Annotated in this window: 12 protein-coding genes; 1 reads left to right on the forward strand and 11 read right to left on the reverse strand. The window is 62.8% G+C overall.

Going from position 1 to position 14,523, the window contains the following annotated elements; translation table 11 throughout:
• Positions 1-284: 284 nt before the first annotated feature.
• The 7 genes from groL to K9U37_RS16735 all read right to left on the reverse strand — a co-directional run bounded on the left by groL (position 285) and on the right by K9U37_RS16735 (position 8,871).
• Positions 285-1,886, reverse strand: coding sequence for a chaperonin GroEL (gene groL, locus K9U37_RS16705; RefSeq protein ID WP_243072640.1), 1,602 nt, complete (start codon positions 1,884-1,886; stop codon positions 285-287).
• Between the two features lie 248 nt (positions 1,887-2,134).
• The gene (locus K9U37_RS16710; RefSeq protein WP_243072395.1) at positions 2,135-3,244 is read right to left on the reverse strand and encodes an NDMA-dependent alcohol dehydrogenase; all 1,110 of its coding nucleotides are present in this window, start codon (positions 3,242-3,244) and stop codon (positions 2,135-2,137) included.
• A gap of 28 nt (positions 3,245-3,272) precedes the next feature.
• A complete protein-coding gene (locus tag K9U37_RS16715; RefSeq protein WP_243072396.1) occupies positions 3,273-4,772 on the reverse strand; it encodes an aldehyde dehydrogenase family protein in 1,500 nt (499 codons plus the stop codon).
• Positions 4,773-4,881: 109 nt separating this feature from the next.
• Entirely contained in the window at positions 4,882-5,913 is a 1,032-nt protein-coding gene (locus K9U37_RS16720) for a 2Fe-2S iron-sulfur cluster-binding protein (RefSeq protein ID WP_243072397.1), read from the reverse strand.
• An 11-nt stretch (positions 5,914-5,924) separates the two neighbouring features.
• A complete protein-coding gene (locus K9U37_RS16725) occupies positions 5,925-6,242 on the reverse strand; it encodes an MmoB/DmpM family protein (RefSeq protein ID WP_243072398.1) in 318 nt (105 codons plus the stop codon).
• On the reverse strand, positions 6,239-7,330 hold the full coding sequence (locus K9U37_RS16730; RefSeq protein WP_243072399.1) for an aromatic/alkene monooxygenase hydroxylase subunit beta: 1,092 nt from the start codon (positions 7,328-7,330) through the stop codon (positions 6,239-6,241). The genes K9U37_RS16725 and K9U37_RS16730 overlap by 4 nt, the downstream gene beginning before the upstream one ends.
• The gene (locus tag K9U37_RS16735; protein ID WP_243072400.1) at positions 7,330-8,871 is read right to left on the reverse strand and encodes an aromatic/alkene/methane monooxygenase hydroxylase/oxygenase subunit alpha; all 1,542 of its coding nucleotides are present in this window, start codon (positions 8,869-8,871) and stop codon (positions 7,330-7,332) included. The genes K9U37_RS16730 and K9U37_RS16735 overlap by 1 nt, the downstream gene beginning before the upstream one ends.
• Positions 8,872-9,439: 568 nt before the next feature.
• Between K9U37_RS16735 and K9U37_RS16740 the strand changes: the two genes are divergently transcribed.
• Positions 9,440-10,213 carry a FadR/GntR family transcriptional regulator gene (locus K9U37_RS16740; RefSeq protein ID WP_243072641.1) on the forward strand — a complete coding sequence of 258 codons (774 nt, stop codon included), beginning with the start codon at positions 9,440-9,442 and terminating at the stop codon, positions 10,211-10,213.
• A gap of 334 nt (positions 10,214-10,547) precedes the next feature.
• Here K9U37_RS16740 and K9U37_RS16745 read toward each other — a convergent pair whose 3' ends face one another.
• Genes K9U37_RS16745 through K9U37_RS16760 form a run of 4 tightly spaced genes read right to left on the reverse strand, consistent with a single transcriptional unit; the run spans position 10,548 to position 14,519 of the window.
• Positions 10,548-11,567, reverse strand: coding sequence for a 2Fe-2S iron-sulfur cluster-binding protein (locus K9U37_RS16745; protein ID WP_243072642.1), 1,020 nt, complete (start codon positions 11,565-11,567; stop codon positions 10,548-10,550).
• 17 nt (positions 11,568-11,584) lie between these two features.
• Positions 11,585-11,917, reverse strand: coding sequence for an MmoB/DmpM family protein (locus K9U37_RS16750; RefSeq protein WP_243072643.1), 333 nt, complete (start codon positions 11,915-11,917; stop codon positions 11,585-11,587).
• The gene (locus tag K9U37_RS16755) at positions 11,914-12,969 is read right to left on the reverse strand and encodes an aromatic/alkene monooxygenase hydroxylase subunit beta (protein WP_243072644.1); all 1,056 of its coding nucleotides are present in this window, start codon (positions 12,967-12,969) and stop codon (positions 11,914-11,916) included. The genes K9U37_RS16750 and K9U37_RS16755 overlap by 4 nt, the downstream gene beginning before the upstream one ends.
• Positions 12,966-14,519 (reverse strand): aromatic/alkene/methane monooxygenase hydroxylase/oxygenase subunit alpha, encoded by a 1,554-nt coding sequence (locus tag K9U37_RS16760; protein ID WP_243072645.1) that lies wholly within the window; start codon positions 14,517-14,519, stop codon positions 12,966-12,968. The genes K9U37_RS16755 and K9U37_RS16760 overlap by 4 nt, the downstream gene beginning before the upstream one ends.
• Positions 14,520-14,523 lie beyond the last annotated feature (4 nt).

Consider the following 14,523-nt stretch of genomic DNA (forward strand, 5'->3'; position numbering starts at 1 on the left):
TGAATGCCCAGCAACAGGCACCGTCGGCGGACACGACGGCCAGATCGACCTGCCTCGACGGCGGACACCCCGTTGCCATCCGTGCGTCTTGACCGGTTGAGATTCGACCCGCGCATGCGCGGGTCCATGAGACCAACCGTTACTCAGCCTGCCGGGCGGGCTGGACCGATCGACCGGCCCACACGGGCCAGGAACGCCGATCCGAAGCCCCGCGTCGAGAGCTTTGACCAGGTCCCGCCGCGACGCCGTCACGGGCCGCACTGTTGGCGAATGCGGCGGTCGTTTTAGAGTGGGGGCATTTCTGATAGCGGGATTTGGGGTTTGTCGGCGATGAGTACTTCGGCGGTCAGGAATATCGCTGCGATGGACGCCGCGTTTTCCAGTGCTAGTCGGGTTACCTTGAGTGGGTCTATGATTCCGGCGGCGATCATGTCGCCGTAGTGTCCGGTTGCGGCGTTTAGGCCGTGCCCGATTGGTAGGCGTCTGACCTTGTCGATGACAACGCCTCCTTCTAGTCCGGCGTTGATGGCGATCTGTTTCAGCGGTGCCTGCAGAGCAATCCGTAAGACGTTGGCGCCGGTCGCCTCGTCGCCGGTGAGGTCGAGTGTGTCGAAGGCGGTCGTGGATGCTTGCAGCAATGCGACACCCCCGCCGGCCACGACGCCTTCCTCGGTTGCGGCCCTCGCGTTGCGCACGGCGTCCTCGACCCGATGTTTGCGTTCTTTGAGTTCGATCTCGGTTGCGGCGCCGATCCGGATCACCGCCGCCGCGGCGCTGAGCTTGGCCAGGCGTTCCCGGAGTTTGTCGGTGTCGTAATCGTCGGTCGAGGCCTCGATCGCGGTGGTGATTTCCTTGATCCGCCCGGCGATCGCGGCGGGGTCGCCGGCGCCGCCGATGATGGAGGTGTCGTTTTTGGTGATCAGCACCCGACGGGCGGTTCCGAGCAAGTCGAGGCTCGCGGCCTCGACGGTCACTCCGATGGCCTCGGAGATGACTTCGCCACCGGTGAGGATGGCCATGTCGCGCAGCATCAACTCACGCCGGTCGCCGAAACCGGGCGACTTCACCGCCGCTGAGGTGAACGTGCCGCGCACGTTGTTGACGACCAAGGTCGCCAGCGCATCGTCGGTGACGTCTTCGGCCACGATGACCAGCGGACGACCGGATTTCATCACCTTTTCCACGATCGGCATCAGCTGCCGCACCGAGCTGATCACCGATGAGACGAAAAGAATGTACGGGTTGTCCAGGACGACCTCGAGCCGTTCGAAGTCGGTCACGAAGTACGGACTGAGGTAGCCCTTCTCGAATCGCACACCCTCGACGAGCTCAAGGGTCAGGCCGATCGTGTCCGATGCCTCCGCGGTGATGATGCCGTGCGTACCGACCTTGTCCAACGCCGCGGCAACAAGGTTCCCGATAGCCGGGTCGCCCGAGGAGATCGTGGCGGTCGCGGCGATCTGTTCGGTGGTTTCGACTGGTCGAGCAGCCTCGCCGATCGCCCGGATGACATTGGCCAACCCAGCGGTGATGCCCCGCCTGATCGCCATCGGGTTGGCGCCGGCGGCGATGTTGCGCAGCCCTTCGTGCACCATGGCCTGGGCCAGCACGGTGGCGGTGGTCGTACCATCACCGGCGACGTCGTCGGTCTTCTTGGCGACCTCTTTGACCAGTTCGGCGCCCATCTTTTCGTAGGGGTCGCCGAGTTGGATACCGCGCGCAACGGTGACGCCGTCGTTGGTCACAAGCGGTTTCGCCAGGTGACGACCGAGCACGACATTGCGGCCCTTGGGGCCCAGGGTGACCTTGACGGCGTCCGCGAGTTTGTCCACCCCACGCTCCAAAGCCCGCCGGGCATCCTCGTCGAAGGCGATTGTCTTAGCCACGCTCATGCGCTCTTTTCTCTTCGGTGTGAAGCTGTCGCCCCGGGTGGTGACCGAGGACATCGCGCATCGCGCTGGTCGTGCGGGCACCTGGTACCTGGTTGTGCCGGCGCCTGGTTGTGCGGGGCACCGTTGCGGGTCGGGGCGTGCCGCCAGCTACCCACCTCACGAGGCGACGCTGCCCGGCTGAAAACCAGCCCGCCGGGGCTATCACTGCGGCGGGCCGGCGTACGGCTACCGCAGTGACCCGGTCAGGCGTGGATGATCACACCGCGGATGTTCTTGCCGTCTCGCAGGTCCTGATAGCCCTCGTTGACCTGGTCGAGGGTGTATCGGGTGGTGATCAACTCGTCGAGTTTGAGTTGGCCGGCGTCGTAGAGACGGAGCAACCGTACGATGTCGTACTGCGGGTTGGACGAGCCGAACAGTGTGCCCCTGATCGTCTTCTCATTGAGAGTCAGATCGCAACCCGAGACGTGCACGGTGAGTTTCGCCGGGTCCGCCAGCCCGGTGATGACCACGGTGCCGCCCTTACCGATCACCGCAGTCGCCGCGCTCACCACCTCCTCATCGACGGTGCCAACCAAGATCAGCGCCTGGTCGGCCCCCTGCCCCCAGGTGAGCTCCTTGACCTTGGCCGCCGCGGTAGCGGCGTCGGCGAAGGCATGGGTGGCACCGAATTTCATGGCGGTGTCACGTTTGAACGCCACCGGATCGACGACCACGACGTACTTCGCGCCCGCACTGACCGCACCTTGGACAGCGTTGATACCCAGCCCACCGACACCATAGATGACGGTGGTATCACCAGAGCGCACCCCGCCGGCGTACACCGAAGTGCCCCAGCCGGTCGGAACACCGCAACCCACCACCACCGCCGTCTCAAGCGGCAGCCAGTCATCGATCTTGACCACCGAATGCTCGGAGACAGTCGCGCGTTCAGAAAATGTGCCCAGCATGCACATCGCCCCGAAATCCAGCCCGTCGCGGTGCAACCGGAAACTGCCGTCGGGCATGCACCCTTCGAGGATGGTGGCGCCCATGTCGCACAGGCTGGACCGTCCCGTCGCGCAGTACCGGCAGGTTCCACAGTTCGGGATGAAGCTGCACACGACGTGATCACCCGGCTTGACCTTGGTGACCCCGGGCCCGACGTCCTCGATGATGCCCGCCCCCTCATGGCCCCCGACAATGGGATACCGCGGCGGCAGATCACCGTCGGTCAAGTGCAGGTCCGAATGGCACAACCCGGCGGCGGTGTACTTGATCAGCACCTCGCCAACACCGGGACCATCGAGGTCGAGCTCCATGATCTCGAACGGTTTCCCCGGCTCCAGCAACACTGCCGCGGTGGTCTTCACCTGCTACTCCTCATCGGTACAGAGCCCCTCACAGGGCGATGTTGACGGATTTGACCTGCGTGTACAGATCCAGCGCAGCACCGCCGAGTTCACGGCCCCAGCCGGACTGCTTGTAGCCGCCGAACGGCATCGCGGTATCGAAACCGTTGTACTGGTTGATCCACACCGAACCCGCCTTGAGTTTCTTGGCAGTCCGGTGCGCCTTGGAGATGTCCTTGGTCCAAATGCCAGCGGCCAGACCGTAGATGCTGTTGTTGGCCGCGGCTATGACACCGTTGTCCGCCTCGAATGGCAGCGCCGTCACCACCGGGCCGAAGATTTCTTCGCGGACCACACTGAACTCGGGTTCGACGTCAACAAACACCGTCGGCTCGACGAAAAACCCGGTCTCGCCCCACCGTTTACCACCGGTCAGCGCCCGCGCGCCATCGGCCAGCCCCTGCCTCAGATAGCCCGTGACCTTGTCGAACTGCTCCTGCGAAATCAGCGGACCAAGTTCGGTCGACGGATCCATCCCCGGACCGATCTTGACCTTGCTCGCCGCTTCGGCCACCGCCCCGGTGAACTCACCGAAGATCGTGTCCTCCACGTAGAGCCGCGTACCCGCGACACAGCACTGCCCGTGGTTGAACAACCAGGCGTTCAGCGAACCCTCCACGGCCAACTCGAAGTCGGCGTCAGCGAAGACCACGTTGGCGCTCTTGCCGCCCAGTTCCAACGAAACCTTCTTCAAGTTGCCTTTGGCCGCATCGACGATCTTCTTACCGACCTCCGTCGAGCCGGTGAACGCGATCTTGTCGACAGCACCGTGCCCGGACAGCGCCGCACCCGCATCCCCGAACCCGGTGACGATGTTGACCACCCCGGGGGGGAACCCAGCTTCCTGGAACACCTCGCCAAGAAGCAATGCGGTCAGCGGCGTCTGCTCGGCGGGTTTGAGGATCACCGTGTTCCCGGCGGCCAGGGCAGGGGCCAGCTTCCACGCCGCCATCAACAACGGGAAATTCCACGGCACGATGAGCCCGCACACACCGACCGGCTCACGCAGCGTGTAAGCGTGAAACTCCCCACCGGGAGAAAACGGCATCGAGACAGTGACGGTGGAACCCTCGATCTTGGTAGCCCAGCCGGCGTAATAACGGAACACATCGGCCGACCACGCGACGTCGACCGCGGTGGCGATCCCCGCCGACTTGCCGTTGTCGAGTGCCTCAAGCTGGCCGAACTCCGCTGCACGGTCACTGAGAATGTCGCCCACCCGCCACAACAAACGTTCACGTTGGTTGGGTTTCATCGCCGGCCACGCACCGGTGTCGAACGCCTCCCGGGCAGCGCGGACCGCCCGATCGACGTCCTCAGCCTGCCCATGGGCGACCTCGGTCAGTACCGCCCCGGTAGCCGGGTCGATGGTGGGGAACGTCTCACCCGACGCCGCGTCCACCCACCGGCCGCCAATCAACAGCTTCTTGCTGCCACGCAGAAACCCGCGAACCTCCGGCAGCACCGGGTGCTCTGTCACAGCTGTCACAGCAATCTCCTTGACAGTAATACCTGTCTCGAACCTCACGGCAGCAGCGCATCGAACGCCGACTGGCACACCGACACCGGGGCCGACACCCACTCACACCGACACCCACTCACGCCGACACCGGGGCCGACTCGACGGCCGGATAGAACTTATCGGCGTGAATACGCGCCCCCGGCAGACCCTTGGCTTCCAGCAGACGCCCGACCGCGTCACACATTTCGGGTGCCCCGCACAGGTAGGCGTCATACAGCGAGGCATCCCGAATATCTTCGGCGATCGCCCGGGTAACCCGGCCCGTGCGGCCATTCGGCGGCAACGCCTCGGCGGTGCCCTGCGACAGACACGGGATGAACTGGAAATCCTTCAACCGCGTCGCCAGTTCAGCCAACTCCTCGACATACACCAGATCACCGCTGCTACGAGCGCCATAGTAGAAGCGGATCGGGACCTCGCAATTCTGATCGGCCGCATCAGACAACATCGACAACAGCGGCGCGATCCCCGAGCCGATCCCGACCGCGATCACCGGGCGACCGCTCTCACGCAGGAACATCGTGCCAAACGGGGCCTCCAGGTGCAGCTCAGACCCCAGCTCGAGCCCGTCGAGCACGGCGCTGAACACCCCATTGGGCACCCGTTTGACACAAAACGTCAGCTCACTTCCCGAACTCGGCGGACTCAGCAGCGAGTACGAACGACGTTCCCCACCATCGAGAGTGAACTCCGCGTACTGGCCCGCCCGAAAACTCAACGGCTCATCCAAAGCCACCCGCAACTCAACCAACCCCGGTGTCAGCGAACGCAACCCCAACACCGTGGCCCGCCGCGGACTGGGCGGTGTCATCGGCGGAAGTGTCTCCACACCGCCATGCTGGTCAATCTCGATCACCAGATCACTCTTGGCGAACGTGCAGCACAGCAAGATCGCCCCATCCTCACGTTCATCACGCGGGATCGCATACACCGACGCCGCCGAATCATCGACGTCACCCTCAAGCAACCAGTGCTTACACGAGGAACAGTTCCCATGCCGACACCCATACTGCAAATTGACGCCGTGATGCAGCGCGGCGGTGAGGATATCTTCGCCCTCACCGACGGGGAACTCCTCCCCCGTCGGTACCAGGGTGACACGTGCCATCAACTATCCGATCAGATCTTCGCCGGTTCAAGTTGCGACATGTCGGCAGTGACCACAAACGCATCATCTTCGACATGCGCCCGCCCGTAATAACTGGACATGCACACCAAAAACCGTGACATCGTCAACGGCTTACCCAGATACTCCTCCACCTCAGCCAGCGGGATACGGATCGTCCCCTCCGTCTCCAGCAGGAAAAACGTACCCCGATCCTGCACCCGAATCCCGGGGCACTCCTCACTCACATAATGCACAGTCGCCTGCGCCTCCTCACTTTTCATCAAGACAAGCCCGATCGTCCTACGCCCGTGTTCCTGGGTGCCGCTCATGACCTCACCCCCGCGGGAACCTGCAGACCGGCCGTCGCCAAGATGTCAGCGGTCGTGCCGACAACCTGCTGTCGGGCCCGTTCTGCGAACCCCGATCCCGCACGAACAGCATCAAAGACCGGCAAGAACGCATCAACAGCCGCCAACGCATCCGGATACCAAGAATCAACCCAACCCTGCATCAACTCACGATTACCCGCAGCCGGCACCGGCCGACCGGAACGATCGCTATCAGCGGTGAGCATCTTGACCAAAGCCTGGGTGGCGGCCCGGTTGCGACGCCGATCGGCCTCCGCGGTCATCTCGATCACCGGGATCACCACATCCCCATGCAGCGGAGCGAAACGCCGAAAGAACTCGCTACCGATCACAGTGGTACACAACGGCTCCACCACCAGGTTCGTCATCACAACCATTTCACCCCAATCACGCAACGACAGCAGCCTCTCCACCAGCCGACGCGCCCCCTGACACGCCGGATCACCGAGCCAGACCCCCGCACCGAGGCCCTCGGTGTAACCCGGTGCCTGCTCATGGAGATCCAAGCTGTACAACGCGATGTCCTGCTGATGACGCAACCGATCCATCCCACTGAACGTATAGGCCATCGACAAAGTGTCCGACAACGCTTCCCGGGTGACAAAGGCATGCGCCTTGAACATCCCCCACTCAAACGACGCCAACGCTTCGTAATAGCGCGACACCAGATCAAGCCACTCCGGCTCAATCTCGGCCAACGCGCCATTGGCCTTCGCCGAGGTGATCGCCCCCTGGATAGACCGCTCCTGCTGGGCCTGCAACTTGATGTACGGACGCTGCCACAAACCAGACGGATCGCGATACTCAAACCAGTTCGGATGCACCAACGCGGTGGTCCGGGCATCCTGACAACCCAAACCATCCGGCCTCAACAGATACCAGCCACCAGAATCAAACTGGCCCAAATCCGGCTGCGTATTGCAGATGACCCCCTCATACTCAGAGAGCCGACGCTTCTGCGGACGAATATAAGTCAAATCCCGGGCCGAATAAAAACCCTCACCCACCGTCTCAGCCTCCACACCCTCCGAAATCAGTTCCGCGCTCATCAGATATCCGCCGCGAATGCATCAGCAGGCAGTGCCTTGAGCGGATCCTGAATGACAAATCCGGTCCGCCGGATATCCTCGATCGTCCACAACCACCGGTCATCGGTGTGCACATGAGGCTGACCCATCAAGGTCCGACCATCCGCGCGCAACAAGCCGTTATCCTCAACGTAGCGGGCCAACTCGACACCATCATTGACCTCCCACCACGTCATACCCGTATGACGCTGCGGCGCCTGCCGGAAGATGTGCTGGCACGCCTCCGAGCAGAAAGCATGCCGCTGGCCGGCCGCATCAACCGACAACCGGACCTCATTGATATCCGGACGCGGGAACACGCACGGCATCTGGCAAACCCGACAAATCGGCGGCATCTCAGAGAACAACTCCAACGCCAAATGACCCTTGCGCGGATCGCCCATCTCACGGTACGCCGTCCAGAACGGGCCGAAATGCCCTTCCCACCCCGGATACTTTTCCTCAAGATAAGCGAAATCCTCATCAGTCATGTAATCCGACCGCCAAGCATGCACCGGCCACAACGCCGCAGACACCATCGCCGCGGAATGCCCGCCCCACTCCACATGCCGCTTCGCATCATGAATCCAGCGCGGCACCTTCAAACCGAACGGCTCCAACCGCTCAATGTAACTACCCGCCCAGTCGTCCCAGAGCCACTGATCCCAATACTCCTTATACGACTTCAACCGAACCTTCGAAAAATAGTCGTAAACCGCCCCCTGGAAATTATCCAGAAAAGCATGCTGACGCCAAAACGCCGTGTCGAAGTCCTCCTGAAGCATCGGCAGGTTCTCCGGCTCGCTCAACACAGCCGCAAGCGTCGAATACCCGTTGGCCATGTGCCGAGCCTCATCAGACTGCACCGACAAAAACACCGACGGCGTCGCCTGATCCCCATTCGCGGCCGCCACCTCAGTCACCGCCACAAACAACGGATTGGTATACGCAGTCTCGGTCACAACCTGCAGATTCAGGGCATTAGTGATCGGATCGTCATTCATAAACGCCTCAAACACCGCCCGACCCGGCCGCCCAATCGGATCGGAAGCACGCGTCTGAAACCCCGAGTTGAACCCAGCCGGATCCGGAGCATGCTTAGCGAAATACCGCATCAAGTACGCCTCTTGATTGACATGGCGCACCTCATCGATCATCTGCGCCAGAAAACCCTGACGCAGCTCCGGATTCTCCACCGTATCGACAAGCATCGCAGTGCACTTCATCGCCGCATACTCACCAAAATCGACCAACGACAGCACCGGCTTCAGGATCTCCATAAAACGGGGCTCAGCCTGGCCGGAATTGTTCATCCGACTCAACGCATCCTCGAGCGCACCATACTGCCGATCGTCCTTCTCCTCCTCCATCCCGACATAATCCCGGACCAAGGTGCGGAACGGATCCTTAGTCTTCGGCGGGATCTTATACTTCGTCGGATACAACGCATCACGCCGAAAATAACTCGGCTCCCAATCGAAGGACTTGATCTTCTCGTGCTGCGTCGTGATCGATGCGGTCATCAATCGCTCCCTTTCATCCATCGCTTCCACCGACTGTGACAACGGCGCCAACCACCGCCGCGTTGAGACCAGCATCACACACAACCCCACAGTCGACTACCTCCGATCGGAGGTCCACCACGCAGCGAACACGAACACGAACACGAACACGAAAAACTACAGAAGCTACGGTGGAAACATGCCACCTCACCGGCCAGGCCACAACAACCCACACCCACACCCCGCCACCACACAGGTGGTGACTCTCGGGTGTCGCGATCACGTCGCCACCACGGCGGGCCGGGGTTCCCGCTGGATTGGATCCTGAACCGTGATTCGGTCCCGTTGCTAATCAAGTGCAGAGGTTGACCGCGGGCAGAGCCGACAAAGCCGGCTGTCCGAGACGCCGCCCCACAGTCCCTTGAGCCCTTGAGCCCTTGAGTTGAACGCGAGACTACGCCGGGCGATGACTAACGAGTCCCTCAGCGAATTGTCGTGGAATCATTATCATTTATGTAGAGCACTGTGCATGCGGGCTGGAGGTGAATCTCCGCCCCACGTCACCTTCAAGCAGGCCATAGGAGCGGGATTGGACAGCCACATCGACAAGGCGGTAGACACATCTGAAACGCCGCATGCAGTACGCCGCCAGACCAGAGTACCCAAGGCGTCAGATGTTCTGGCCGACCGGCTCCGTGCACAAATCCTCGGCCGCGCGATGAGGCCTGGCGACCAGTTGGCTTCGGAAGCGGAGTTGATCTCCGAGGAGGGCTTCAGCAGAGGCACTGTGCGGGAGGCGCTGCGCTTGCTCGAATCCGATGGTTTGATCGAGATCCGCCGAGGCCCACGCGGTGGCGTTCGGGTAACTCGTCCCGACATGCGGCAGATCAGCAGATCCGTTGCGCTACTACTGACCCTGGCCGAAACCACAACCGGAAAGTTCTGCGAGTTCCGCAAACTCCTCGAACCCGCTGTCGCCGCTGTTGCAGCCCGATCAGCCACCGACGAGCAGCGCGGCTGGCTGCTCGCGACTGCTGACGCCACGTCTCGAAACGGTTCTTGGGAACCATCGGTAGAGTTCCACGAGGCGCTCGCGGTGTGCAGCAACAACGAGGTCTTGCGGCTCGTCATCGCGATGTTCGAACAGGAGTTGTCGTGGCACGTCCCCGGTGAGTCGCTCAGCGAGCTAGACATGGAGGATACCCGCCGGGCGCACCAAAGCATCGCGCGTGCGGTGGCTGCCGGCGACGCAGACCGCGCGTCGAGCGCAATGCTGCGTCATCTGAACCAGTTCGAGCGAATGCTCGAGGCGAACGGCCGCCTCGACGAGCCGCTGCTCCCCCGAGAGCGTTGGCTCCAGTGACGCCGACCCACGGCCGATTTCGGCGATTTCACGCATTGTCTTCGGCGACGGTCTTGCCCTCACCGCGAAACGCACCGGTCATGGTGCCGGGTCAGGGTCAACGCCACACCTCCAAACCCTTCCGCCAGAACAGGAACTATTGACTGCGGCTTCGGAACGTCGGCCTGCCTGAGATCCGATCCCACCGAGCGGCAGGTCAAAGTGACGTGATCAACGCGAGGGATCTCCAAATAGTGGAGATCCCTCGCCCTTCCAATCCGTTCGTCCCGCAGTGCGAGCCGAACTTCCGGTCGGTCGACCGTAGGCGGACGCTCGCTACCACATCGACTGTTGGCTATACGTGGTTTTCCACGGCGGGAAAGAACTTGTCGCTGAAGATCGTCGCTTCCGGAGTACCTTTTGCTTCGAGCAGTGCGATGACCGCGTCGCACATCTCGGGCTTGCCACAGACGTAGGCGTCATATGGGGCACCGTCACCGATCCGACGCCGGACTTCGGTGGTTACTCGCGAGGGTTCAGCGGTCCAGCCACATTCCGGCGTCGGTTTGGATAGCACCGGGCAATACGTCAGGTCGAGCATCCCGCGAAGCTCTTCCATGCGGTCCTCGCACGGAAGCTCCGCCGCTATCCGAGCCCCGTAGAACAAAGTGAACCTACGCTCGTCCCCGCGCTGGGCCGCGTGCTCCAGCATTGACAGGATTGGCGAGATGCCGGAGCCGCTGGCTACCAGCAGGACCGGACGGTCCCCCTCCCGCAGATAACCGCCACCGAATGGACCCCGACCCCGCAGTCGAGTGCCCACCGCCAGCACGTCAAGCTGTCCCGAGAAGGCACCGCCGTCGATCACCTTGATGACGAACTCGAGCTTCTGCGCGGCGCCGGGCGCAGAAGCCAGGGAGTAGGACCGCCATTGACCTACCGCGTCCGGCACCGCGATCTCCATGAACTGGCCCGCGTAAAAGGCGACCGGCTGCTCGGTACGGATCCGCAACCGACGCAGCGACGGTGTCAGTTTGTCGATCCCGATCACTTGCCCGTCGAACTCCCCGGGTGTGATCAGCGGCCGTTGCCGCTGATCGAATACCCGGTCATCCTGGATCTCTAGGTCGTCGAGGGCAGTCGCGCAGCACAGCAGCACCCAGCCCTCATCCCGCTCCGCGTTGGACAGCGAATATGGCGACGCGTTGCCGTAATCCACCTCGCCGTCTGTCACCAGGTACTTACAGCTGGAACAGTTGCCGTGCCGACAGCCGTACTTCAGCGCGACCCCGCTGCGCAGCGCGGCGTCCAGGATCGACTCGCCGGGCTTTATCGAGAAATCTGTGCCGCCGGGTTCGACCCGGGCCGAGTACATCGCCACCACCCCGGCGCTTAGCCCGCCGTAGCGGGCACGGGCTCGTTGAGTTCCAGCATCTCCGAGGTGACCCGGAAGCTGTCGTCGTCAGTCTCGGCCCGGCCGACGAAGGTCGACATCACCACCAGCCATTGGCCGATGGTGATGTCTTTGCCACCCATCTCCTCCGACACGCGGGCCATGTCGACGCGGATCTCGGTCGGGTGTTCCAAGTACCAGTAGGGCCCCTGATCGACGATCTTGACATCGGGATGGTCGACCGTGAGCACGTCGATGGTGGCGTCGGCCTCCTCGCTCTTCATCAGCACCATCGCAACCTTGCTGTCAGCGGCTTTGGTCGGTGCGCTCATGCGGCCGCCCCCACTTTCAGGTTGAGCCCCGCGACCAGTTCCTGTTGGGTCCGCTGGGCGACGGCGAATACGTCGTCGAACCGTGCGACCTGCAGCGGCGGCAGGTCGTAGACGTCGGCCATCGCCTTCGCTGCCTCATGAACCCTGGGCGTCCACGAATCTAACCAGTCGGTTATGGTCGCCGCGTTCTTCTGACATTCCGGAACCGTCGGGTCGGTGACAATACGGACGAACTCCTGGGTCCAGGCGAGGTTGCGGCGCCGGTCTCGTTCAGTGGTCCCCACCAGGTGGGGGGTCACCGGGTCGCCGTGGAAGGGTCCGAACCGGCGCACCAGCTGGCTGACGGCCAGCTCGGTGAGGATCGGATCGAATACCAGGTTTGTCACGATGGCCAGCTCACCCCAGTCGTTGCCCGCCACGAGTTCCTCGACCAGTCGACGCGTCGGTTGATACCGCTGGTCCTCCAGCCAAACCGCCTTCGCACCGTCATCGGCGAAGCCGTCGACGTGGTCTTCGAGCTCGAGCAGATGCAACACAATGTCCTGGGCGTGGCGCATCCGGTCGAAAGCCTCGAAGCAGAAAACGTTGCCGAGCGTGTCCGACAGCGCCTCGCGCTGTGCCACGGCGAACGCCCGGAACAACCCGTACTCCGCATACGCCCAGGCGCGATAGTGTCGGCCGAGGATCTCCCGGGTCCACACCGGATCAAACTCATTGAAGACCCCGTCGGCCGCTGCGTCTTCTGCCGAACGCGCGATCGCGCGCTCCTGCTCGGCTTGCATGCGTACGTAAGTGCGCTGCCAATGCGATGCGGGGTCGCGGAACAGGAACCAGTTCGGGTGGACCAGCGCGGTCGATTCCCGGATCCAGGGTGTTCGCCCGTTGACGTCGCGCAACAGCCAGCCCTGCTGGTCGAACCCGTCCACGTCGGGTTGGGCGAAGCAGGTGACCGCCTCGTACTCGGACAGTCTGCGGCGGCGCGACGGGATATAAGTGAAGTCACGGGTCGGCTTGCCCGCACAGTCGACGGTGCCGGGCAACATCGCGGTCATGCGCCCGTCCCGTTCCCGGAAGCGCCGGCGGCGGCGAGTTGCGCAGTGATCGCCGGCATCGGGTCCCTGATCTCCATACCCCAGGCGCGGACGTCGTCGATGGTCCACATGCGTTCGGTGTCCAGCGACGGCTGCGCGATGAGGGTCTTCGCGTCGGACCGCAGTAGGCCGTTTTCCACCAGGTGATCCGCCAGGCCCACCCCGTCGTGGTGCTGCCAGAAGGTTCGGCTCTGCGCGTAACGGATGGGCTCCTGGAAGAACAGTGTCTCGCACATGGCCCCGCAGAACGGCAACGTGCGACCGCCGTGTTCACGGAACCGAACTTCACTGCAGTCGAGTCGCGGGAAGATGCATGGCATCTGACATACCTGGCACAGCGGCGGCAGCGCCTCTAACGTCGCCATCGGGTTGACACCGTCCTCGGCCTTGGTGATTTGGCGGAAGTTCTCCCAGAAGGGACCGTAGTGCTCATACCAGCCCGGGTATTTGTTCTCGAACCATTCGAAGTCAGACTCCGTCAGCGGATCCCAGCGCCAGAAATGCAGCGGCCAGGATGCGGCGGCCAGCATCGCGGCGGTGTGGTGCTTCCAGCGCATCTGCTCCTTCGCGAGGTGGAAGCACTCGGGCACGGTCAGGCCGTAGGGCTCCATCTTGGAGATGTATGAGCCGACCCAGTCCTCCGCGATCCACTCGGTCCACTTCTCCAGGTAGGAGTGCCCGCGCTCCTTCTGGAAGTAGTCGTAGACGACTCCCAAGAAGGGATCGAGGAAGGAGTGCTGGCGCCAGAATGCGCGGTCGAAGTCGGCCTGCAGGTACTCGAGGTTGTCTTCGTTGGAGACCACGGCGGCCAGCGTCGAGTAGCCGTTGGCCATGTGCCGGGCCTCGTCGGACTGGACACTCAAAAACACACTCGGGGTGACGTTGTCCCCGTTGGCCGCCGCGACCTCGGTGAGGGTGACGAAGATCGGATTGGTGTACGCAGTCTCGGCGACCACCTGGAGGTTGAGCGCGCCCTCGACGGGGTCACCAACAAAGAATGCCTCCAGGGCCGCCCGGCCGGCCACTCCGAACAGGTTGCTCCCGCGCGCCTTCATCCCGATGTGGAAGCCCTCCGGGTCGGCCGCATGCTTGGCGAAGTACCGGTTGAGGTACAGCTCCTGGTTGGTGTGCCGGACCTCGTCGATCATCTGCGCCATGTATCCCTGGCGCAGTTCGGCGTTCTCCACGGTGTCCACCAGCTGGCCGCAGCATTTCATGGCCGCGTACTCACCGAAGTTCACGACCGGTAGCGCGATCTTCAAGATCTCCATCCAGCGCGGCTGCGCCTTGCCGGCAGAGTTAGACCTGGCCAGTGCGTCCTCCATGGCACCGTACTGGCGGTCATCCTTCTCCTGCTCCATCGACACGTAATCGCGGATCAGGTGGCGGAAGGGGTCCTTAGTCTTGCGGGGAATGACGTACTTGGTCGGATAGCGGTCGGGCTTCTCGGCGTACGAATGCTCCCAGTCGAAGTCCTTGACCCGCTCATGCGCCTTGATCAGGTTACGCATCGAG

Origin of the sequence: Candidatus Mycolicibacterium alkanivorans, from assembly GCF_022760805.1 — a bacterium.
GTDB classification, from domain to species: Bacteria; Actinomycetota; Actinomycetes; order Mycobacteriales; family Mycobacteriaceae; genus Mycobacterium; species Mycobacterium alkanivorans.